The sequence below is a fragment of the Mesorhizobium opportunistum WSM2075 genome (assembly GCF_000176035.2).
Taxonomy (GTDB): Bacteria; Pseudomonadota; Alphaproteobacteria; order Rhizobiales; family Rhizobiaceae; genus Mesorhizobium; species Mesorhizobium opportunistum.
In genome coordinates, this window is the sequence record NC_015675.1 from 4,735,235 (window position 1) to 4,756,751 (window position 21,517).

Here is a 21,517-nt window from a genome sequence, read left to right on the forward strand (position 1 = left end):
GGCCCGTGAGGTCAGGCGGTGCGTTTCACCGAAGCTCACGAGATAAGCTCCGGGCTCTAAACATGCAAGCGGCCGCGTTGACGCGGCCGCTTAATTGAGCAGATCAAAGCGCGACCGTGGGCAAAAACGGGATCCCATTCTTACCGGTCGCGCTTCAAATTGCCGTTACTCCGCGGCTGCCTTTTCCGGCAGCTTGACCGAGCCGCCGGCCTTTTCGATCTTCTCGATCGCGGCCTTGGAGGCACCGGCGACGTCGAAGGCGAGCTTCGCCTTGATCTCGCCGTCCGAAAGGATGCGCACACCGTCCTTGACGCGACGAATGACGCCGGCGGCAACCAGCGATTCAGCCGTCACGGTTGCCTTGGCATCGAGCTTCTTGGCGTCGATGGCCACCTGGATGCGGGCCAGCGAGACGACGTTGAAGCTCTTGGCGAAGATGTTGTTGAAGCCACGCTTCGGCAGGCGCCGGTAGAGCGGCATCTGGCCACCCTCGAAGCCGTTGACGGCGACGCCGGAGCGCGCCTTCTGGCCCTTGACGCCGCGACCGGCGGTCTTGCCCGAGCCGGAACCGATGCCACGGCCGAGACGCTTCTTGGAGTGCGTCGCGCCGTCCTTGTCACGCAGATCGTTGAGTTTCATCTGGGTTCTCCTGCGCTTTGGCTCAGCCCTCGTCCACGACGCGGACGAGATGCTGAACGGCAGCGATCATGCCGCGCACGGAAGGCGTATCTTCCAGGGTGCGCTGCTTGTGCATCTTGTTGAGGCCGAGGCCGACCAGCGTCGCGCGCTGTTCCTTCGGGCGGCGGATCGGCGAACCGATCTGCTCAACGGTGATGGTCTTGGTTGCTTTCTTGGCCATGGTCAAAATCCCTGGTCAGATCGACTATTCTTCAGCCGCAACGGCGGTGCCGCGGCGGGCCTGAAGGGTCGAATACTTGATGCCGCGCGCGGCAGCCACATCCTTGGGATGCATCTGGCTCTTCAGCGCGTCGAAGGTGGCGCGAACCATGTTGTAGGGGTTCGACGAACCCATCGACTTGGCGACCACGTCATGCATGCCGAGCGTCTCGAAGACGGCGCGCATCGGGCCGCCGGCGATGATGCCGGTACCCTGCTTGGCAGCGCGCAGCAGAACGCGACCGGCGCCCCAGCGTCCCTCGACGTCGTGGTGCAGCGTGCGGCCCGAGCGCAGCGGCACGAAGATCATGTCGCGCTTTGCCGATTCGGTTGCCTTGCGGATCGCTTCCGGCACTTCGCGTGCCTTGCCGTGACCGAAGCCGACGCGGCCCTTCTGGTCGCCGACGACGACGAGTGCGGCGAAGCCGAAGCGACGGCCGCCCTTGACGACCTTGGCGACGCGGTTGATGTGGACCAGCTTGTCCACCATGCCGTCATCGCGTTCTTCACGATCGCGGCCGCGGCCGCCATCCCTACGTTCCTGTGCCATATCCTGTTCCTTGTTCTTTTCCGGAAGCACGGGTTGCTGATTGCCGGCGCCGCTTTGGGTCGCCGACGGTGAAAGATCAGAAGCTCAAGCCGCCTTCGCGGGCAGCTTCAGCCAGCGCCTTGACGCGGCCATGATAGATGTACGGGCCACGGTCGAAGACGACTTCCTTGACGCCGGCCTTGGTGGCGCGCTCGGCGATCAGCTTGCCGATCGCGGCGGCGGCGGCGGTGTCGGCGCCGGTCTTGAGCGAACCCTTGAGGTCCTTCTCGAGCGTCGAGGCGGCAGCGATGGTGTGGCCCTTGGCGTCGTCGATCACCTGGACATAGATGTTCTTCGAGGTGCGGTGAACCGACAGACGCGGACGCTCGCCGGCGACCTTCCTGATCTGGCGGCGAACGCGCTGCGCACGGCGCTGCGTGGATTCCTTGGTACCCATGATGGTCTTCCTTGCCTTCAAAAAACGGGGGCCGCCATGTGCGGTAGGCGAAAGCGCCTCCCGCGACCGCTCCCCGCGGCGTTGCACTTCTTCAGCTTGGCCCTTTCCGAAAAGTCTTCAACCTTTCGGGGCCAAGCCCACTACTTCTTCTTGCCTTCCTTGCGGACGATCTTCTCGCCGGCGTAGCGGACGCCCTTGCCCTTGTAGGGCTCGGGGCCGCGGTATTCGCGGATCTCGGCGGCCACCTGGCCGACCTGCTGCTTGTCGATGCCGGCCACGGTGATTTCCGTCGGCTTCGGCACCGTGATGGTGATGCCAGCCGGCGTCTCGTAGACGACGTCATGGCTGAAGCCAAGCGCCAGCTGCAGGTTCTTGCCCTGAAGTGCGGCACGATAGCCGACGCCGGTGATCTCGAGCTTCTTCTCGAAGCCGTCCTTCACACCCTGCAGGATGTTGACGATCTGCGTGCGCGACATGCCCCACTTGGAGCGGGCCGTCTTGGTCTGGTCGCGCGGCTGGACAGCAATCTCGCTGCCTTCCATCTTGACCAGGACTTCGTCGTTCACCACGAACTTCAGCTCGCCCTTGGGGCCCTTCGCCGTCACGGTCTGGCCGTTGACGGTCGCGGTCACGCCCTGCGGCAGCGAAACGGGTTTCTTTCCAATACGAGACATTTTGTTGTCCTCGTCACTTCTCTTGTTTCAGGTCTCTGTCTTCGGAAACGATCCGAAGACCGGATTCCACTTTGCGGTCAGCTGCCAGATCAGAAGATCTGGCAGAGGATCTCACCGCCGACGTTCTGTTCGCGTGCTTCGTGGTCGGCCATCACGCCCTTCGGTGTCGAAAGGATGGCGATGCCGAGGCCGTTGGCGACGTGCGGGATCGACTTGGCCGAAACGTAAACGCGGCGGCCCGGCTTCGAGACGCGGGCGATTTCACGCACGACCGGCGCGCCGTCGAAATACTTCAGTTCGATTTCGATTTCGGACTTGCCGTTGTCGAAGTCGGTCTGGCTGTAATCGCGGATATAGCCTTCAGCCTTCAGCACGTCGAGGACGCGGGTGCGCAGACGCGAAGCCGGCGTCGAAACACTCGACTTCTTGCGGCCATAGGCGTTGCGGATGCGGGTCAGCATATCGCCGAGAGGATCGCTCAATGACATGTTATGTCCTCCTTACCAGCTCGACTTGACCAGGCCCGGGATCTGGCCGTTATTGCCGAGATCACGAAGCGCGATGCGCGATACTTTGAGCTTGCGATAATAGGCACGCGGGCGCCCGGTGACTTCGCAGCGGTTGCGGATGCGGATCTTGGCCGAGTTGCGCGGCATGGCGGCAAGCTTGAGCTGAGCGCGGAAGCGCTCTTCCATCGGCTTGGACTGATCCATGATGATCGCCTTGAGGGCAGCCCGCTTGGGACCGTACTGGTCGGCAAGCTTGCGGCGCCTGTTGTTCTTCTCGACTGAGCTGGTCTTTGCCATTTCAGATTTTTCCTTTTCTCGCTGCCGTTACTGGCGGAAGGGGAAGTTGAAGGCCTTGAGCAATGCCCTGGCTTCGTCGTCCGTCTTCGCAGTCGTACAAACGATGACGTCCATGCCCCAGATCTGATCAACCTTGTCGTAGTTGATCTCCGGAAACACGATGTGTTCCTTGATGCCCATGGCGTAGTTGCCACGGCCATCGAAGCTCTTCGGATTCAGTCCGCGAAAGTCGCGGACGCGCGGCAGCGCGATGTTCACGAGGCGGTCGAGGAACTCGTACATGCGTTCCTTGCGCAGCGTGACCTTGGCGCCGATCGGCATGTTCTCGCGGACCTTGAAGCCGGCGATCGAATTGCGGGCGCGGGTGACGACGGCCTTCTGGCCAGCGATCATCGCCAGGTCTTCGGCGGCAACCGAAGGCTTCTTCGAATCGGCGGTCGCTTCACCAACGCCCATGTTCAGCACGATCTTGTCGAGGCGCGGAACCTGCATGTCGTTGTCGTAGCCGAACTGCTCCTGCAGCGCCTTGCGGATGGTCTCGTTATAGACCTGCTTGAGGCGCGGCGTGTTGGTGGCAGTCGCCTGCTTGCTTTGAGCCTTAGCCATTGATGACTTCTCCCGAGCGCTTGGCGACGCGCACCTTCTTGCCGTCCTTCTGGAAGATGAAACCGACGCGGGTCGGCTTGCCATCCTTGGGGTCGGCCAGCGCGATGTTCGACAGCTGGATCGGCGCTTCCTTGGTGATGATCCCGCCCTCTTGGGACTGGGACTGCTTCTGGTGACGACGGATCATGTTGACGCCGCGCACCAGCGCGGTGTCATCCTTCGGCTGAACCGAGAGGACTTCGCCCGAACGGCCCTTGTCCTTGCCGGCCAGAACGACGACCTTGTCGCCTTTTCTAATCTTTTGCATTGGTCCGGCTCCTTACAGCACTTCAGGCGCGAGCGAGATGATCTTCATGTGGTTCTTGGCGCGGAGTTCGCGCGGAACCGGTCCGAAGATACGCGTGCCGATCGGCTCTTTCTTGTTGTCGACGAGAACGGCCGCGTTCTTGTCGAAACGGATCACGCTGCCGTCCGGGCGGCGGATGTCCTTGGCCGTGCGAACCACGACCGCCTTCATCACATCGCCCTTCTTAACGCGGCCGCGCGGAATGGCTTCCTTGATCGACACCACGATGATGTCGCCCACGGAAGCGTATTTCCGCTTCGAGCCGCCCAGCACCTTGATGCACATGACACGACGCGCGCCGGAATTATCCGCCACGTCGAGGTTTGTTTGCATCTGAATCATGACTGGCCGCCTTCTTCTTTTCTAACGGGACGGGTTCTTCACCCCTCCCCGGTCTGTCCAAAATTCGTTTGTTTACGCCTGGTCCGAGGATACGACGATCCAGCGCTTATCCTTGGAAATCGGCTTCGATTCCTGGATGAACACCTGATCGCCAACCTTGTGGGCGTTGTTCTCGTCGTGCGCCTTGTACTTCTTGGTCATGCGCACGGTCTTCTTCATCACGGGATGCGTGAAGCGCCGTTCGACCTTGACGACAACCGTCTTCTCGTTCTTGTCGCTGACGACGGTGCCCTGCAGAATGCGCTTTGGCATGGTTTTCGTCCTTAAGCCTTCTTAGCCGCGGACTTTTCCGCAGCGATGGTCTTGATACGCGCAATATCCTTACGGACCTGTCTCACGCGCGCGGTCTTCTCGAGCTGGCCGGTGGCCTTCTGGAAGCGCAGGTTGAACTGCTCCTTCTTCAGGCTGGCCAGGTCGTCGGTCAGCTGGTCCTGGGTCTTGGTCCGGATGTCTTCGGCTTTCATGATCAGCCCGTCCTTATTCTGCGATGCGCTGTACGAAGCGCGTCCTGACCGAGAGCTTGGCCGCGCCGAGACGCAGCGCCTCACGGGCGGTTTCTTCATTGACGCCGTCGATCTCGAACATGATGCGGCCCGGCTTGACGCGCGCCGCCCAGTAGTCGACCGCGCCCTTGCCCTTGCCCATGCGGACTTCGGTCGGCTTCGAGGTGACCGGCACGTCCGGGAAAATACGGATCCAGACGCGGCCAGCGCGCTTCATTTCGCGAGTGATCGCACGGCGGGCCGCCTCGATCTCACGCGCGGTGACGCGGTTCGGCTCAAGCGCCTTCAGCCCGAAACCACCGAAATCCAGGTTGGTGCCGCCCTTTGCGGTACCATGGATACGGCCCTTGAACTGCTTGCGGAACTTTGTGCGCTTTGGCTGCAGCATCGTTCTAACTCCAAATTCCTAAATGTCTCAGGCGTTTTCGCGACGACGACCGCGTTCGCGATCACCACCACCGCCATGCGCAGCATCACCCTCGGTCGCGCGACGCTCCGAAGCCATCGGATCGTGCTCGAGGATCTCGCCCTTGAATACCCAGACCTTGACGCCGCAGATACCGTACGCCGTGTTCGCCTCGGCCGTGCCGTAGTCGACATCGGCGCGCAGCGTATGCAGCGGCACGCGGCCTTCGCGGTACCATTCCATGCGCGCTATCTCGGCGCCGCCGAGACGGCCGGCGCAGTTGATGCGGATGCCTTCGGCACCGAGGCGCATCGCCGACTGCACGGCGCGCTTCATGGCGCGGCGGAACGCAATACGACGCTCGAGCTGCTGGGCGATCGATTGGGCGACCAGGGTCGCATCGATTTCCGGCTTGCGCACTTCGACGATGTTGAGGTGCGTCTCGGACTTCGTCATCTCCATCAGCTTCTTGCGAAGCTTCTCGATGTCGGCGCCCTTCTTGCCGATGATCAGACCCGGGCGCGCGGCATGGATGGTGACGCGGCACTTCTTGTGCGGGCGCTCGATCACGACCTTGGAGATCGCGGCCTGCTTGAGTTCCTTCTCAAGATACTTGCGGATCTTGATGTCCTCATGCAGCAGCTTGCCGTACTCGCCGGTGTTCGCGAACCAGCGCGAATCCCAGGTGCGGTTAATGCCGAGGCGAAGACCGATCGGATTGACTTTCTGGCCCATTATGCGGCCTCCCCTTTTTCTTCGACTTCACGAACGACGATCGTGAGGTGCGAGAACGGCTTCTCGATACGGCTGGCGCGACCACGGCCACGAGCGTGGAACCGCTTCATGACGATCGACTTGCCGACATAGGCTTCCGCCACGATCAGCGCATCGACGTCCAGGTCGTGGTTGTTTTCCGCGTTGGCAATCGCCGATTCCAGCGTCTTCTTGACCGTACCGGAAATCCGCTTGGCCGAGAATTCGAGATCGGAAAGCGCTGTCGCGACCTTCTTGCCGCGGATTAGCGCGGCAACCAGGTTCAGCTTCTGCGGGCTGATACGGATCGTGCGCAACACGGCGCGCGCTTCGTTGTCAGCAAGCCTGCGCGGAGCTTTGGCCTTGCCCATGATTATTTCCTCTTCGCCTTCTTATCCGCGCCGTGACCGTAATAGGTCCGGGTCGGAGCGAATTCACCGAACTTATGACCGACCATGTCCTCGTTCACCGAAACGGGAACATGCTTCTGGCCGTTGTAGACACCGAAGGTGAAGCCGACGAACTGCGGCAGGATGGTGGAGCGACGGCTCCACATCTTGATCACCTCATTGCGACCACCTTCACGAACCTTGTCCACCTTCTTGAGAAGGTAGCCGTCGATGAAGGGGCCTTTCCAAATAGAACGAGTCACTTGGCGTTACCTCTTCTTAGCTCTTGCGCTGATGGCGCGAGCGCAGGATGAACTTGTCGGTCGCCTTGTTGGACCGCGTCTTCTTGCCCTTGGTAGGCTTGCCCCACGGGCTGACCGGATGACGGCCACCGGAGGTGCGGCCTTCACCACCGCCATGCGGGTGGTCGACCGGGTTCATGGTCACGCCGCGATTGTGCGGACGCTTGCCGCGCCAAACCGTGCGGCCGGCCTTGCCGTCGTTGATGTTGCCGTGGTCCGGGTTGGACACGGCACCGACGGTGGCCATGCAGGAGCCGTGGACGACACGCTGCTCGCCCGAATTGAGGCGCAGGATCGCCATGCCCTGGTCGCGGCCGACGAGCTGGGCGTAACCGCCAGCCGAACGGGCGACCTGGGCGCCCTTGCCCGGCTTCAGTTCGATGTTGTGGACGATCGTGCCGACCGGCATCGAGGCCAGCGGCATCGCATTGCCCGGCTTCACGTCGACCGCTTCGCCAGCCACGATCTTGTCGCCGGCGGCAAGGCGCTGCGGGGCGATGATGTAGGACAGCTCGCCATCGTCGTACTTGATCAGCGCGATGAAGGCGGTGCGGTTCGGATCGTATTCAATGCGCTCGACCGTGCCGACGACGTCGAACTTGCGGCGCTTGAAGTCGATGATGCGGTACGAACGCTTGTGACCACCGCCGATGAAGCGGGCGGTGATGCGGCCGTGATTGTTGCGGCCGCCCGACTTGGTCAGGCCCTCGGTCAGACCCTTGACAGGCTTGCCCTTGTAGAGGCCCGAGCGGTCGACGATGACCAACTGGCGGGTGCTCGGCGTTACCGGGTTGAATTTTTTCAGTGCCATTGTTGTTGTCCTCGCGGCCTTGCTCAGAGACCCGTCGCGACGTCGATCGACTGGCCGTCGGCCAGCGTCACAATCGCCTTCTTGACGTCGCTCTGGCGGCCGATCGTGCCGCGGAAGCGCTTGATCTTGCCCTTACGGACAAGCGTGTTCACGGCCATCACCTTGACGCCGAACAGCGCTTCGACGGCGGCCTTGATTTCCGGCTTCGACGCCTTCTTGGCGACGTTGAAGACGACCTGGTTCTGCTCGGAAGCCATGGTCGACTTTTCGGTGATCGCCGGGCTGACGATCACGTCGTAGTGACGAAGGTCGGTCATTTAAAGCGCTCCTCGAGAGCCTCGACGGCGGCCTTCGAAAGGACCAGCGTGCCGCGGCGCAGAATGTCGTAGACGTTGATGCCCTGGATGGGCAGCACGTCGATGTTCGGAATGTTGGTCGCGGCCAGCTTGAAGTTCTGGTCAAGCTCGGCGCCACCAATCACCAGGGCGTTGCTCAGGCCCAGCGTCGCGAAATTCGCGATCAGCGCCTTCGTCTTGGCCTCTGTCAGCTTCAGCTCGTCGATGATGATGATCGACGCGCTCTTGGCCTTGGCCGAGAGAGCATGCTTGAGGCCGAGCGCGCGGACCTTTTTCGGCAGGTCGTGCTCGTGGCTGCGGACGACCGGGCCATGGGCCTTGCCACCGCCGCGGAACTGCGGAGCACGTGCCGAGTGGTGACGGGCGCGGCCCGTACCCTTCTGCTTGTACATCTTGGCGCCGGTGCGCGCGATTTCGGCGCGGCCCTTGGCCTTGTGCGTGCCCTGCTGCTTCTTGGCCAGCTGCCAGCGCACGACGCGCTGCAGGATGTCCTCGCGGGGATCAAGGCCGAAAATCTCCTCGGAGAGTTTCACCTTGCCGGCGTCCTTGCCGCCTAGCGTTGTGATCTTGAGATCCATTATTCCGCTCCCTCTGTGGCCGGAGCCTCGTTCTTAGCAACGGCACGGATCGCGGCGGGCTTCGGCGCATTGGCCGGCAGCGCCACCTTGGCCGCGTCGCGGACCAGGATCCATGCGCCCTTCGATCCGGGAACCGCACCGCGGATCAGGATCAGGCCGCGATCGGCGTCGGTCGAGACGATCTCGACATTCTGCGTGGTGACGCGGGTGTCGCCCATGTGGCCAGCCATATGCTTGCCCTTGAACACTTTGCCCGGGTCCTGACGCTGGCCGGTCGAACCGTGCGTACGGTGCGAAACCGAGTTACCGTGCGTCGCGCGGCCACCACCCATGTGGTGACGCTTGATGACGCCCTGGAAACCCTTGCCGATCGTCGTGCCCGTCACATCGACCTTCTGGCCGGCGACGAAGTGCTCGACGGTGATCTCGGCGCCAACATCGATCATGTTGTCGGCGGAGACGCGGAACTCGGCGACCTTAGCCTTCGGCTCGACGGAAGCGGTCGCGAAATGGCCGCGCAGCGCCTTCGACGTGTTCTTCACCTTGGCGAGGCCAACGCCGAGCTGAACGGCGGTGTAGCCATTCTTCTCCTGCGTGCGCTGCGCCACGACCTGGCAGTTCTCCATCTGGAGAACGGTGACGGGAACATGTTCCCCGGCATCGTTGTAGATGCGGGTCATTCCCACCTTCTTTGCAATCACACCTGAACGCATCGGTTCAATTCCTTTAGAGTTCCGGGCCAGGGGCACCGCCCCTTACCGCGCTCTCATTCCCTTAGAGCTTGATCTCGACGTCGACGCCGGCGGCCAGATCGAGCTTCATCAAAGCATCGACGGTCTGCGGGGTCGGATCGACGATGTCGAGCAGACGCTTGTGCGTGCGCATCTCGAACTGCTCGCGGCTCTTCTTGTCGACGTGAGGCGACCGGTTGACCGTGAACTTTTCGATCCGCGTCGGCAGCGGAATGGGGCCGCGGACGTTTGCACCGGTACGCTTGGCCGTCGACACGATTTCCTTCGTCGAGGCGTCGAGCACGCGGTGATCAAACGCCTTCAGGCGGATGCGGATATTCTGTCCGTTCATGCGTCACTTCCTTGTTCTGGCGCGGCGCGGGCAACTCCCGCGCCCGCGACAGATCGGTTTAAGTCCAAATTACTCTTTGATGGTGACGACGATGCCGGCACCGACGGTGCGGCCGCCTTCACGGATGGCGAAGCGCAGCTTCTCTTCCATGGCGATCGGCACGATCAGCTCGACATCGACCGTGATGTTGTCGCCGGGCATCACCATCTCGGTGCCTTCCGGCAGCGACACGATGCCGGTCACGTCCGTGGTGCGGAAGTAGAACTGCGGACGGTAGTTGGTGAAGAACGGCGTGTGACGGCCACCTTCGTCCTTGGTCAGGATGTAGGCTTCGGCCACGAACTTCTTGTGCGGCTTCACCGTGCCCGGCTTGGCCAGAACCTGGCCGCGCTCGACACCTTCACGGTCAACGCCGCGCAACAGCGCGCCGATGTTGTCGCCGGCCTGGCCCTGGTCGAGCAGCTTGCGGAACATCTCCACGCCCGTGCAGGTCGTCTTGGTCGTCGGACGGATGCCGATGATCTCCAGCTCCTCGCCGACCTTGACCACGCCGCGCTCGACGCGGCCGGTCACCACCGTGCCGCGGCCCGAAATCGAGAACACGTCCTCGATCGGCATCAGGAACGGCTTGTCGAGCGGACGAACCGGGGTCGGGATGTAGGCGTCGACCTGAGCCATCAGCTCGCGGATCGCGTCCTCGCCGATGGTCTTGTTCGAATCCTCAAGCGCGGCCAGTGCCGAACCCTTGACGATCGGAATGTCGTCGCCGGGGAACTCATTCTTCGACAGAAGCTCGCGAACCTCGAGCTCGACCAGTTCGAGCAGCTCGGCGTCGTCGACCTGGTCGACCTTGTTCAGGAACACCACGATCGACGGCACGCCGACCTGACGGGCCAAGAGGATGTGCTCGCGGGTCTGCGGCATCGGGCCGTCGGCGGCCGACACCACCAGGATCGCGCCGTCCATCTGCGCGGCACCGGTGATCATGTTCTTCACATAGTCGGCGTGGCCGGGGCAGTCGACGTGGGCGTAGTGGCGGTTGGCCGTCTCGTATTCGACGTGCGCCGTCGAGATCGTGATGCCGCGCGCCTTCTCCTCGGGCGCCGCATCGATCTGGTCATAGCGCTTGTATTCGCCAAAATACTTCGTGATCGCCGCCGTCAGCGACGTCTTGCCATGATCGACGTGACCGATCGTGCCGATGTTCACATGAGGCTTAGTGCGCTCGAATTTACCTTTTGCCATGTGATGTCTCCATTTCCTGCTCGCCCGTGCGGGCTTTGAATTGCGTTACCGCGGCAGCTCTTTCGAGTTACGCGTATTTCTTCTGGACTTCCTGGGCGACCGCGGTCGGGACCGGCTCGTAGTGATCGAACTGCATCGTGTAGGCCGCGCGGCCCTGGCTCATCGAGCGCAGGTTGTCGACGTACTTGAACATATTGGCGAGCGGCACCATCGCGTTGATGACGACAGCTACGCCGCGCGCTTCCTGGCCCTGGATCTGGCCACGACGGCCGTTCAGATCGCCAATGACGCTGCCGACATAATCTTCCGGCGTCACGACCTCGACCTTCATGATCGGCTCGAGCAGCTGCACGCCAAGCTTGGGTGCCGCTTCACGGAAACACGCACGGGACGCGATTTCGAAGGCCAGAACCGAGGAGTCGACGTCGTGGTAGGCGCCGTCGATGAGCGTCGCCCTGACGCCGATCATCGGGAAGCCCGCGAACGGACCGGCGCCCATGACGCTCTGGATGCCCTTTTCGACGCCCGGGATGTATTCCTTCGGCACCGCGCCGCCGACGATCTTGGACTCGAACACGAAGTCCTCGCCTTCCGCATTCGGCTCGAACACAACCTTGACGCGGGCGAACTGACCGGTACCGCCGGTCTGCTTCTTGTGCGTGTAGTCCTGCTCAAACCTGCGGGTGATCGTCTCGCGATAAGCCACCTGCGGAGCGCCGACATTGGCTTCCACCTTGAACTCGCGACGCATGCGGTCGACGATGATGTCGAGGTGCAGCTCGCCCATACCGGAGATGATGGTCTGGCCGCTTTCCTCGTCGGTCTTGACGCGGAAAGACGGATCCTCGGCAGCCAGGCGATGAAGGGCGAGGCCCATCTTCTCCTGGTCGTTCTTGGTCTTCGGCTCGATGGCGATCTGGATGACCGGATCGGGGAATTCCATGCGCTCGAGGATGACCGGATGCAGCGGATCGCACAGCGTGTCGCCGGTGGTCGTGTCCTTCAGGCCAGCCAGAGCGACGATGTCGCCGGCGAAAGCTTCTTCGACGTCGGCGCGCGAATTCGCATGCATCTGCAGCATGCGGCCGATGCGCTCCTTCTTGCCCTTGACGGTGTTGTCGACCGAGATGCCCTTGGTGAGCTTGCCCGAATAGATGCGGGCGAAGGTCAACGACCCGACGAACGGGTCGTTCATGATCTTGAAGGCGAGCATCGACAGCGGCTCGTTATCGTCCGCATGACGCTCGATCTCGGCATCGGTCTTGGCGTCCACACCCTTGATGGCGGGCACGTCGGCGGGCGACGGCAGGTATTCGACAACGGCGTCGAGCAGCGGCTGCACGCCCTTGTTCTTGAAGGCCGAGCCGCAGAACATCGGGTAGAACTTGACCGCGATCGTGCCCTTGCGGATCAGCGAACGGATCTCGTCATTCGACGGCATCTTGCCTTCGAGGTAGTTCTCGAGAGCCGTCTCGTCCATTTCGACGGCGGCTTCGATCATCTTCTCGCGGTATTCCTCGGCACGGGCCTTGAGGTCTTCCGGGATCTCGACGACGTCCCAGGCAGCGCCCAGCGTCTCGTCGCGCCAGACAAGCGCATTCATTTCCACGAGATCGACGACGCCCTTGAAGTCGATCTCGGCGCCGATCGGCAGCTGCATGACGACAGCCTGCGCACCGAGGCGCGAGCCGATCATCTCGACCGAGCGGTAGAAGTCGGCGCCGATCTTGTCCATCTTGTTGCAGAAGATCATGCGCGGAACTTTGTACTTGTCGGCCTGGCGCCAGACCGTTTCCGTCTGCGGCTCAACACCGGCGTTGGCGTCGAGCAGCGCGATGGCGCCGTCGAGCACGCGCAGCGAACGCTCGACTTCAATGGTGAAGTCGACGTGTCCGGGGGTGTCGATGATGTTGAAGCGGTGCATCTTGCCGTCGCGACCCTTCCAGAAGGTCGTGGTCGCGGCGGACGTGATGGTGATGCCGCGCTCCTGCTCCTGCTCCATCCAATCCATGGTGGCAGCGCCGTCGTGGACTTCGCCGATCTTGTGCGACTTGCCCGTATAATAGAGGACGCGCTCGGTGGTCGTCGTCTTGCCGGCGTCAATATGCGCCATGATACCGAAATTGCGGTAATCTTCGATTTTGTATTCGCGGGCCATCGTAGCTGCCTCTCAGTCTCGTTCGCGCTTTACCAGCGGTAGTGCGCGAAAGCGCGGTTGGCTTCAGCCATCTTGTGGGTGTCTTCACGCTTCTTGACGGCCGTGCCGCGGTTGTTGGCCGCGTCCATCAGCTCGCCAGAGAGGCGGTCGACCATCGTGGTCTCGTTGCGGTTGCGCGCGGCGGCGATCAGCCAACGGATGGCCAACGCCTGACGACGCTCGGGGCGCACATCGACCGGAACCTGGTAGGTCGCACCGCCGACGCGGCGCGAACGCACTTCCACATGCGGCGCGACATTGTCGAGCGCCTGATGGAAGACGGTGACCGGCTCCTGCTTGGTCTTCGACTGAACCTGGTCGAGCGCGCCGTAGACGATGGTCTCGGCAACCGACTTCTTGCCGTCATACATGACGGCGTTCATGAACTTGGTGACGATCAGATCGCCGAACTTCGGATCCGGGTTGATCTCACGCTTTTCTGCACTGTGACGACGCGACATGGCTTTTGTCTCTCAATCTCGTAGCCCGACGCATTGGAGCGCCAGAGCCGGAAAATCTTACTTCGGACGCCTTACTTCGGACGCTTGGCGCCGTACTTCGAACGGCGCTGCTTGCGGTTCTTCACGCCCTGCGTGTCGAGCACGCCGCGGATGATGTGGTAGCGAACGCCCGGAAGATCCTTGACGCGGCCGCCGCGGATCATCACCACGGAGTGTTCCTGAAGGTTGTGACCTTCGCCGGGGATGTAACCGATCACTTCAAAACCATTGGTCAGGCGGATCTTGGCCACCTTGCGCAGCGCCGAGTTCGGCTTCTTCGGCGTCGTCGTGTAGACGCGCGTGCAGACGCCCCGCTTCTGCGGGTTCTGCTGCATGGCCGGGACCTTGTTGCGCTTCACCGGCGCAATGCGCGGCTTGCGGATCAGCTGGTTGACGGTAGGCATTAAACCCTCTTGTCTCTCAATTCCGTGTCTCGCCCGGTCAGGGCCGCTCAAAGCGTCATTTCCATACGCAAATTCGGGCCACAAACCGCGCCTCGCGGTCTTGCCCGAACAAATGGCAGAGGAAGCGGAAGCCGCTTCGTGCACGCCGGAAATGTCTTTTCGCTCGTAAAACGAACCCTGTTTGAGGCAAACTCCAAAGCGTGTCGCTTCGGAAAGGAGAGCCTCACATCGGTTCTGACTGGCCGGCTTCTACTCGTAAGCCCGCGAACCGTCAACCCCGGCGTGGCAAATATTGCATCGAAGCCGAGGCTTGGCAGCCATGCGAAAACCGCATGTAATTTTCTTTCGCCATTTTGCAATGGCAAGGAAGAAAGTGACCGGCTTTTGGCTTTTGCGCGCCCTTGCTTCATGCGAAAAGGCGGCATGAGCGACCGAAGCCCCCTCGCCATCCCTTGCAAAGAGGAATCAGCTCGTGAACGACAATGACGAACGCCCAGTGACCATCATCACCGGCCGGGTGTGGAAGCGGAAGGGCGGCAAAGTGGAAGGCGTGCATGTCATGCTGGTCGCACCCGACGACGATTCGGCTGTGCGCAAAGCGCTCGAATCGCTCGCGGCTGAGGGTTACGCCGAGGCCGAGCTCGACCAGATCGGTGACATGGACGGCGTGCCCGACGACGAGCCGCATCTGTCAGCCTATCAAGGCGCGCTCGAAGGCGAAGTGTCGATCGTGACCTTCGAGGAGCCGATCTGAGAATCAGGCACCCCTCGCCTTTCGAATCGCCGCCAGCCCCTTCCGGCGAAAGAAAAAAGTTGGGCGCTGCAGTCCGGCAAAGCTGGGACTGACCGTCCACCGCTGGCTTGTTCGGGGCAAGTGTTCTGATAAGAAGCGCTGATCATCACCCAACAGACGGAGCGACCGTGTCCCAGCCCATCAAGATTGGCATCGTCGGCGTCGGCAAGATCGTCCGCGACCAGCACCTGCCGGCCCTGGCGAAAGACCAGGATTACCGACTGACCGCCGCCGCCAGCCGGCATGGCAAGGTCGACGGCATCCCGAATTTTCCTGCCATCGAGGCGATGCTCGACGCGGTGCCGGAACTGGACGCCGTCTCGCTCTGCATGCCGCCGCAATTCCGCTACGATGCCGCGCGCACCGCGCTCGAGGCCAAGAAGCATGTCTTCCTGGAAAAGCCTCCCGGCGCCACGGTCAGCGAGGTCGAGGACCTGAAGGCGCTGGCGGCGAGACAGGGCGTTACCCTCTTCGCCAGCTGGCATTCACGCTATGCGCCGGCGGTGGAGGAAGCGCGGAGCTTTCTCGCATCGACCCGGATCCGCTCGGCGGCGATCGTCTGGAAGGAAGACGTGCGCCGCTGGCACCCGAACCAGGACTGGATCTGGCAGCCAGGCGGCTTCGGCGTCTTCGATCCCGGCATCAACGCGCTGTCGATCGCGACCCACATCCTGCCGGCGATGTTCATCACCTCGGCGGTTCTCGATTTCCCCGAAAACCGGGCCGCCCCAGTCGCCGCGCAAGTCGCCTTCCGCACTTCGAACGGATTGCCGGTGACGATGGAACTCGACTGGCTGCAGACCGGGCCGCAAAGCTGGGACATCCTGGCCGACACGGATGCCGGCAAGATGGTGCTCTCGGGCGGCGGCTCTAAGCTCGCCATCGATGGCAAGGTGGTCCACGAAGAGCCGGAAGCCGAATACCCGATGCTCTACAAGCGCTTCGCCGAGATCGTGCGTGCAGGCGCCTCGGATGTCGACCTCGCGCCGCTGCAGCATGTCGCCGATGCCTTCATGCTGGGCAAGCGCAATGTGGTCGAGGCGTTCTTCGACTGATTTGTGCACCGCGACGGGATCGCGGACATGGCTTGAATGCTCGTGCCAGGTCGACCCCCACTCCGTCTCGGCTACGCCGAGCCACCTCTCCCCCGATCGACGGGGTAGAGGAAGGGCGCGAACCTATTGCAGCCAACGCTCGTCGATGCGGCTTCCCTCTGGGATCATTCGACGATCGCGATCGCAAAACCGTCATAGCCCTTGGCACCGACGGTCTGGATGGCGGTTCCGTCCAGCCGCCTGTCGCCGCCGATGAAGGAGAAGGCGGCGCGTGCACCTTCGACATTGGGATCACGACCGTCCTCATCGAGCACCGCGCCGTCACGGATGACGTTGTCACAGACGATGACGGTTCCTGAGCGCGACAGCCGCATCGCCCATGACAGATAGTTCGGATTGTTCGGCTTGTCGGCGTCGATGAAGATGAGGTCGAACGGGCCGGCATTTTCGGCGCTCAGCGCGGCAAGCGATTGAAGCGCTGGCCCGACCCGCAGGTCGACCCGCTCCGACACCCCTGCAAGCTCAAAATTCGACCGCGCGACCTTGGCGTGATGCGGGTCGAGTTCAAGCGTCACGATCTTGCCGTCGGCAGGCAGTGCGCGCGCCATCCAAATCGTCGAATAGCCGCCCAGCGTACCGATCTCGAGGATCTTCCTTGCCCCTTTCATGCGCGCCAGAATTGAAAGCAGCTTGCCTTGCGCCGGCGACACGTCGATCGCAGGCAGGCCCTGGTCATGATTGGCCGCCAGAACGGCGTCGAGGGCGGGATCTGCCTCGAACAGGGCATCGACGATGTAGTCGTCGACAGCAGCCCAGGTCTTCTTGCTCATCGTTTTAATCTCCGATCCATTGAAAGCCAAAACGCGAAAGGATGCCGCTAGGCACCACGGGCGAAAAGCTGCCATGAATATGAATACCCAACATCAAACCCCGAACAAACAAAAAGGCCGCCGGGTTGCCCCGACGGCCTTGTTGCCTGAGATTTCCAAGAGCGGTTCAAGAAAACGATGAACCGCTCTATCCTTATTTTGGCAATTCCGGACGGAAAACCGTTTTACACTTTTCCTGGAATTGCTGCCGCCGCGCTTACTGCGCGGCGGTTGTCATGTCGGCCAGCATCGGCTCGGCGACTTCCACACCGGAGGCCTTGCGGCGCTCGTCGATGATGAGTTCGTCGCGCGAGGTGGCGATGCGCCGGATCTGGCTCATCGTGCCGCCGGTACCGGCCGGGATCAGCCGGCCGACGATGACGTTTTCCTTCAAGCCCTGCAGCATGTCGGTCTTGCCGGCAACCGCGGCTTCCGTCAGCACCCTGGTCGTCTCCTGGAAGGAGGCGGCCGAGATGAAGGACGGCGTCTGCAGCGAGGCCTTGGTGATGCCGAGCAGCACCGGCTGACCTTCGGCCGGCTTCTTGCCGTCCTCGATCAGGCGCTCGTTGACCTCTTCCAGCTCGATCACGTCGACGTGGTCGCCCGGAATGTAGGTCGAGTCGCCCTGCGTGGTGATCTCGACCTTCTGCAGCATCTGGCGAACGATCACCTCGATGTGCTTGTCGTTGATCGACACGCCCTGCAGGCGGTAGACCTCCTGGATTTCGTTGACGAGGTAGGAAGCAAGTGCCTCCACGCCCTTGATCGCCAGGATGTCGTGCGGCGCCGGATTGCCGTCGAGGATATAGTCGCCCTTCTCGATGACGTCGCCGTCCTGGAGATGGAACGGCTTGCCCTTCGGGATCAGGTATTCGACCGGCTCGAGCGTCGAGTCATGCGGCTCGATGATGATGCGGCGCTTGTTCTTGTAGTCGCGGCCGAAGCGGATCGTGCCATCGATCTCGGCGATGATGGCGTGATCCTTCGGACGGCGGGCCTCGAACAGTTCGGCAACACGCGGCAGACCGCCGGTGATGTCCTTGGTCTTGGCGCTTTCCATCGGGATACGCGCCAGGACGTCGCCGGGGCGAACCTGCGCACCCGGCTCGACCGAGAGAATGGCCTCGACCGAGAGCAGGAAGCGGGCGTCGCCACCCTTCGACAGCTTGCCGACCTTGCCCTTGGCGTCCAGGATCGCAATCGCCGGCTTGAGGTCGTTGCCGCGTGGCGTCGAACGCCAGTCGATGACCTCACGCTTGGTGATGCCGGTCGATTCGTCGGCCGTTTCCTGGACGGAAATGCCGTCGACCAGATCCTCGTACGACACCTTGCCCTCGATTTCGGTGAGGACCGGGCGGGTATAGGGATCCCACTCGGCGATACGCTGGCCGCGCTTCACCTTGTCGCCATCGTCCACGAAGATACGCGAACCATAGGTGACGCGGTGCGTGGCGCGCTCCTTGCCGGCTTCGTCGAGGATCAGCACCGCCATGTTGCGGCCCATGACCATCTGCTGGCCGTCGGAGTTGCGCACCACGTTGCGGTTGCGGATCTCGACCTTGCCCTCGTAGGAGGCTTCAAGGAACGAGCTGTCCACCACCTGCGCGGTACCGCCCATGTGGAAGGTGCGCATGGTGAGCTGGGTGCCCGGCTCACCGATCGACTGCGCCGCGATGACGCCGACGGCTTCACCCTGGTTGACCGGGGTGCCGCGGGCCAGATCGCGTCCGTAGCAGACCGCGCACACGCCAACCCTGACCTCGCAGGTCAGTGCCGAGCGGATGCGGACCGACTGGACGCCGGCCTTTTCGATCTGCTCCACGTCACGCTCGTCCATCAGCGTTCCGGCCTTGACCAGCAGGTCGCCGGTCACCGGATGGTTGATATCGTCGAGCGAGGTGCGGCCCAGCACGCGCTGGCCGACCGAAGCGACAACCTGACCGGCATCGACGATCGGCTGCATGGTGAGGCCCTTGTCGGTGCCGCAATCCACGGAGTTGACGATGCAGTCCTGTGCCACGTCGACGAGACGACGGGTGAGGTAACCCGAGTTCGCCGTCTTCAAGGCGGTGTCGGCCAGACCCTTGCGGGCGCCATGGGTCGAGTTGAAGTACTCGAGCACGGTCAGGCCTTCCTTGAAGTTCGAGATGATCGGCGTCTCGATGATTTCACCCGACGGCTTGGCCATCAGGCCGCGCATGCCGGCGAGCTGGCGCATCTGCGTGGGCGAGCCACGCGCACCGGAGTGCGACATCATGTAGATCGAGTTCATCGGCTTCTGACGGCCATTGTCCTCGAACTCCACGGCCTTGATGCGGGCCATCATTTCGTCGGCGACCTTTTCCGAGCACTTGGCCCACGCGTCGACGACCTTGTTGTACTTCTCGCCCTGGGTGATCAGGCCGTCATTGTACTGCTGCTCGTATTCCTTGGCCAAAGCCTCGGTGTCCGACACCAGCTTGATCTTGGAGTCCGGGATCAGCATGTCGTCCTTGCCGAACGAAATGCCGGCACGGCAGGCGTGGGCGAAACCGAGCGCCATGATGCGATCGCAGAAAATGACCGTCTCCTTCTGACCGCAATGGCGGTAGACGGTGTCGATCATCTTGGAGATGTTCTTCTTGGTCATCTCCTGGTTTGCGGTCTCGTACGGCACATTGACGTTCTTCGGCAGAAGCTCGCCGATGATCATGCGGCCAGGCGTAGTGTCGTGGATCTTCGACACGACCTTGCCTTCGGCGTCGACCGTGCGGAAGCGGCCCTTGATCTTGGCGTGCAGCGTCACCGCCTTGGTCTCGAGCGCGTGCTGGAGTTCGCCCATGTCGGCAAACACCATGCCCTCGCCCGGCTCGTTCTGGTTGACGATCGAGAGATAGTAGAGACCCAGAACCATGTCCTGCGACGGCACGATGATCGGCGCGCCGGAAGCCGGGTGCAGGATGTTGTTGGTCGACATCATCAGCACGCGGGCTTCAAGCTGCGCTTCCAGGGACAGCGGCACGTGGACCGCCATCTGGTCGCCGTCGAAGTCGGCGTTGAAGGCCGTGCAGACCAGCGGATGCAGCTGGATCGCCTTGCCTTCGATCAGGATCGGCTCGAACGCCTGGATGCCGAGGCGGTGCAGCGTCGGCGCGCGGTTCAGCAGCACGGGATGCTCGCGGATGACCTCGTCGAGGATATCCCAGACCTCCGGACGCTCCTTCTCGACCAGCTTCTTCGCCTGCTTGACGGTCGAGGAGTAACCCTTGGCGTCGAGACGGGCGTAGATGAAGGGCTTGAACAGTTCGAGCGCCATCTTCTTCGGCAGGCCGCACTGGTGCAGCTTGAGCTCCGGACCGGTCACGATGACCGAACGGCCGGAATAGTCGACGCGCTTGCCGAGCAGGTTCTGGCGGAACCGGCCCTGCTTGCCCTTGAGCATGTCGGACAGCGACTTCAGCGGACGCTTGTTGGCGCCTGTGATGACGCGGCCGCGACGGCCATTGTCGAACAGCGCATCGACGGCTTCCTGCAGCATGCGCTTTTCATTGCGCACGATGATGCCCGGTGCCCGCAGCTCGATCAGCCGCTTCAGACGGTTGTTGCGGTTGATGACGCGGCGATAGAGGTCGTTCAGGTCGGACGTGGCGAAACGGCCACCGTCCAGCGGGACGAGCGGACGCAGGTCCGGCGGGATCACCGGAACCACCTTCATGATCATCCATTCCGGACGGTTGCCGGATTCCATGAAGTTCTCGACGACCTTAAGCCGCTTCAGATACTTCTTCTGCTTCAGCTCGGACGTGGTCGAAGCCAGTTCCGAACGCAGGTCGCCGGCGATCTTCTCCAGGTCCATGCCGGCCAGGAGGTCGTGGATGGCCTCGGCGCCGATCATGGCGGTAAAACTATCCTCGCCATACTCGTCGACGGCGATCATGTACTCTTCCTCGCTGAGCAGCTGGTGCTCCTTCAGCGCGGTGAGGCCAGGCTCGGTGACGATGTAGTTCTCGAAGTACAGGACCCGCTCGATGTCCTTCAGGGTCATGTCGAGCAGCGTGCCGATGCGCGAGGGCAGCGACTTCAGGAACCAGATATGGGCGACGGGAGCGGCGAGCTCGATATGGCCCATGCGCTCGCGGCGAACGCGCGACAGCGTGACTTCGACGCCGCACTTTTCGCAGATGACGCCCTTGTACTTCATGCGCTTGTACTTGCCGCACAGGCACTCGTAGTCCTTGATCGGGCCAAAAATGCGCGCGCAGAACAGACCGTCACGCTCCGGCTTGAAGGTGCGGTAGTTGATGGTCTCCGGCTTCTTGATCTCGCCGAACGACCAGGACAGAATCTTCTCAGGGCTGGCAAGCGAGATCCGGATGGAATCGAACACCTGCGCAGGCGCCTGCGGATTGAAGAGATTCATGACCTCTTGGTTCATGCCGTTCTCCTTTTCGGGGTCCTCGAAAACCCCTTGCATCTAACGCGGACCAAACGCCCGCCGTCTTTGTCGGCCACTGGCCGTCGAATTTGGTAGGCGCGTCGCAAGCTTCCGCGACGCGCCATGTCTTGGTCTTACTCGA

Annotated in this window: 29 protein-coding genes; 2 read left to right on the top strand and 27 right to left on the bottom strand. The window is 62.3% G+C overall.

The window, feature by feature from the left end; translation table 11 throughout:
- Positions 1–165 precede the first annotated feature (165 nt).
- The 25 genes from rplO to rpsL all read right to left on the bottom strand — a co-directional run bounded on the left by rplO (position 166) and on the right by rpsL (position 14,244).
- A complete protein-coding gene (rplO, locus tag MESOP_RS22760; protein ID WP_013895693.1) occupies positions 166–639 on the bottom strand; it encodes a 50S ribosomal protein L15 in 474 nt (157 codons plus the stop codon).
- 22 nt (positions 640–661) lie between these two features.
- The gene (gene rpmD, locus MESOP_RS22765; RefSeq protein ID WP_006205449.1) at positions 662–859 is read right to left on the bottom strand and encodes a 50S ribosomal protein L30; all 198 of its coding nucleotides are present in this window, start codon (positions 857–859) and stop codon (positions 662–664) included.
- Positions 860–883: 24 nt separating this feature from the next.
- On the bottom strand, positions 884–1,447 hold the full coding sequence (rpsE, locus tag MESOP_RS22770; protein ID WP_006333394.1) for a 30S ribosomal protein S5: 564 nt from the start codon (positions 1,445–1,447) through the stop codon (positions 884–886).
- Positions 1,448–1,523: 76 nt separating this feature from the next.
- Positions 1,524–1,883, bottom strand: a complete 360-nt coding sequence (gene rplR / locus MESOP_RS22775) for a 50S ribosomal protein L18 (RefSeq protein ID WP_010909284.1) — start codon at positions 1,881–1,883, stop codon at positions 1,524–1,526.
- A gap of 140 nt (positions 1,884–2,023) precedes the next feature.
- Entirely contained in the window at positions 2,024–2,557 is a 534-nt protein-coding gene (gene rplF, locus MESOP_RS22780) for a 50S ribosomal protein L6 (RefSeq protein WP_013895694.1), read from the bottom strand.
- Positions 2,558–2,646: 89 nt separating this feature from the next.
- Complete coding sequence (gene rpsH, locus MESOP_RS22785; protein ID WP_006205453.1) at positions 2,647–3,045, bottom strand: 30S ribosomal protein S8; 399 nt, start codon at positions 3,043–3,045, stop codon at positions 2,647–2,649.
- A gap of 12 nt (positions 3,046–3,057) precedes the next feature.
- Positions 3,058–3,363: a 30S ribosomal protein S14 gene (rpsN, locus tag MESOP_RS22790; RefSeq protein ID WP_013895695.1), complete on the bottom strand. Its 306-nt coding sequence runs from the start codon at positions 3,361–3,363 to the stop codon at positions 3,058–3,060.
- A 27-nt stretch (positions 3,364–3,390) separates the two neighbouring features.
- Positions 3,391–3,969 (bottom strand): 50S ribosomal protein L5, encoded by a 579-nt coding sequence (gene rplE, locus MESOP_RS22795; RefSeq protein ID WP_013895696.1) that lies wholly within the window; start codon positions 3,967–3,969, stop codon positions 3,391–3,393.
- On the bottom strand, positions 3,962–4,276 hold the full coding sequence (gene rplX / locus MESOP_RS22800) for a 50S ribosomal protein L24 (RefSeq protein WP_006205456.1): 315 nt from the start codon (positions 4,274–4,276) through the stop codon (positions 3,962–3,964). The genes rplE and rplX overlap by 8 nt, the downstream gene beginning before the upstream one ends.
- 12 nt (positions 4,277–4,288) lie before the next feature.
- Positions 4,289–4,657, bottom strand: a complete 369-nt coding sequence (gene rplN, locus MESOP_RS22805; RefSeq protein WP_006205457.1) for a 50S ribosomal protein L14 — start codon at positions 4,655–4,657, stop codon at positions 4,289–4,291.
- Positions 4,658–4,729: 72 nt separating this feature from the next.
- Entirely contained in the window at positions 4,730–4,969 is a 240-nt protein-coding gene (gene rpsQ / locus MESOP_RS22810) for a 30S ribosomal protein S17 (RefSeq protein WP_010909280.1), read from the bottom strand.
- Between the two features lie 11 nt (positions 4,970–4,980).
- Positions 4,981–5,181, bottom strand: coding sequence for a 50S ribosomal protein L29 (gene rpmC, locus MESOP_RS22815; protein WP_006205459.1), 201 nt, complete (start codon positions 5,179–5,181; stop codon positions 4,981–4,983).
- A gap of 13 nt (positions 5,182–5,194) precedes the next feature.
- On the bottom strand, positions 5,195–5,608 hold the full coding sequence (rplP, locus tag MESOP_RS22820) for a 50S ribosomal protein L16 (RefSeq protein WP_006205460.1): 414 nt from the start codon (positions 5,606–5,608) through the stop codon (positions 5,195–5,197).
- Between the two features lie 27 nt (positions 5,609–5,635).
- Positions 5,636–6,361, bottom strand: coding sequence for a 30S ribosomal protein S3 (rpsC, locus tag MESOP_RS22825; RefSeq protein WP_013895697.1), 726 nt, complete (start codon positions 6,359–6,361; stop codon positions 5,636–5,638).
- Positions 6,361–6,750 (bottom strand): 50S ribosomal protein L22, encoded by a 390-nt coding sequence (rplV, locus tag MESOP_RS22830; RefSeq protein WP_006205462.1) that lies wholly within the window; start codon positions 6,748–6,750, stop codon positions 6,361–6,363. The genes rpsC and rplV overlap by 1 nt, the downstream gene beginning before the upstream one ends.
- Positions 6,751–6,752: 2 nt before the next feature.
- Positions 6,753–7,031 (bottom strand): 30S ribosomal protein S19, encoded by a 279-nt coding sequence (rpsS, locus tag MESOP_RS22835; RefSeq protein ID WP_006205463.1) that lies wholly within the window; start codon positions 7,029–7,031, stop codon positions 6,753–6,755.
- 16 nt (positions 7,032–7,047) lie between these two features.
- Positions 7,048–7,881, bottom strand: a complete 834-nt coding sequence (gene rplB / locus MESOP_RS22840; protein ID WP_013895698.1) for a 50S ribosomal protein L2 — start codon at positions 7,879–7,881, stop codon at positions 7,048–7,050.
- Positions 7,882–7,904: 23 nt separating this feature from the next.
- Complete coding sequence (locus MESOP_RS22845; RefSeq protein WP_010909275.1) at positions 7,905–8,198, bottom strand: 50S ribosomal protein L23; 294 nt, start codon at positions 8,196–8,198, stop codon at positions 7,905–7,907.
- Positions 8,195–8,815, bottom strand: coding sequence for a 50S ribosomal protein L4 (gene rplD / locus MESOP_RS22850; RefSeq protein WP_013895699.1), 621 nt, complete (start codon positions 8,813–8,815; stop codon positions 8,195–8,197). Before rplD ends, MESOP_RS22845 begins: the two co-directional genes overlap by 4 nt.
- Positions 8,815–9,528, bottom strand: a complete 714-nt coding sequence (gene rplC / locus MESOP_RS22855) for a 50S ribosomal protein L3 (RefSeq protein WP_013895700.1) — start codon at positions 9,526–9,528, stop codon at positions 8,815–8,817. The genes rplD and rplC overlap by 1 nt, the downstream gene beginning before the upstream one ends.
- A gap of 61 nt (positions 9,529–9,589) precedes the next feature.
- Positions 9,590–9,898: a 30S ribosomal protein S10 gene (rpsJ, locus tag MESOP_RS22860; RefSeq protein ID WP_010909272.1), complete on the bottom strand. Its 309-nt coding sequence runs from the start codon at positions 9,896–9,898 to the stop codon at positions 9,590–9,592.
- Between the two features lie 69 nt (positions 9,899–9,967).
- Positions 9,968–11,143, bottom strand: coding sequence for an elongation factor Tu (gene tuf, locus MESOP_RS22865; RefSeq protein WP_013895701.1), 1,176 nt, complete (start codon positions 11,141–11,143; stop codon positions 9,968–9,970).
- Between the two features lie 67 nt (positions 11,144–11,210).
- Complete coding sequence (gene fusA, locus MESOP_RS22870; protein WP_013895702.1) at positions 11,211–13,301, bottom strand: elongation factor G; 2,091 nt, start codon at positions 13,299–13,301, stop codon at positions 11,211–11,213.
- Positions 13,302–13,330: 29 nt separating this feature from the next.
- Entirely contained in the window at positions 13,331–13,801 is a 471-nt protein-coding gene (rpsG, locus tag MESOP_RS22875; RefSeq protein WP_008875664.1) for a 30S ribosomal protein S7, read from the bottom strand.
- A gap of 71 nt (positions 13,802–13,872) precedes the next feature.
- Positions 13,873–14,244 carry a 30S ribosomal protein S12 gene (rpsL, locus tag MESOP_RS22880; RefSeq protein WP_006333356.1) on the bottom strand — a complete coding sequence of 124 codons (372 nt, stop codon included), beginning with the start codon at positions 14,242–14,244 and terminating at the stop codon, positions 13,873–13,875.
- A 472-nt stretch (positions 14,245–14,716) separates the two neighbouring features.
- On the opposite strand from rpsL, the gene MESOP_RS22885 reads away from it, so the two are divergent.
- Together MESOP_RS22885 and MESOP_RS22890 are read left to right on the top strand one after the other, a co-directional pair.
- Entirely contained in the window at positions 14,717–14,998 is a 282-nt protein-coding gene (locus MESOP_RS22885) for a hypothetical protein (RefSeq protein WP_013895703.1), read from the top strand.
- A gap of 167 nt (positions 14,999–15,165) precedes the next feature.
- Complete coding sequence (locus tag MESOP_RS22890) at positions 15,166–16,092, top strand: Gfo/Idh/MocA family protein (protein ID WP_013895704.1); 927 nt, start codon at positions 15,166–15,168, stop codon at positions 16,090–16,092.
- A gap of 164 nt (positions 16,093–16,256) precedes the next feature.
- On the opposite strand, the gene MESOP_RS22895 is transcribed toward MESOP_RS22890, so the two are convergent.
- Positions 16,257–16,922 (bottom strand): O-methyltransferase, encoded by a 666-nt coding sequence (locus tag MESOP_RS22895; protein ID WP_013895705.1) that lies wholly within the window; start codon positions 16,920–16,922, stop codon positions 16,257–16,259.
- Between the two features lie 256 nt (positions 16,923–17,178).
- The gene (rpoC, locus tag MESOP_RS22900; RefSeq protein WP_013895706.1) at positions 17,179–21,375 is read right to left on the bottom strand and encodes a DNA-directed RNA polymerase subunit beta'; all 4,197 of its coding nucleotides are present in this window, start codon (positions 21,373–21,375) and stop codon (positions 17,179–17,181) included.
- Positions 21,376–21,517: the final 142 nt, after the last annotated feature.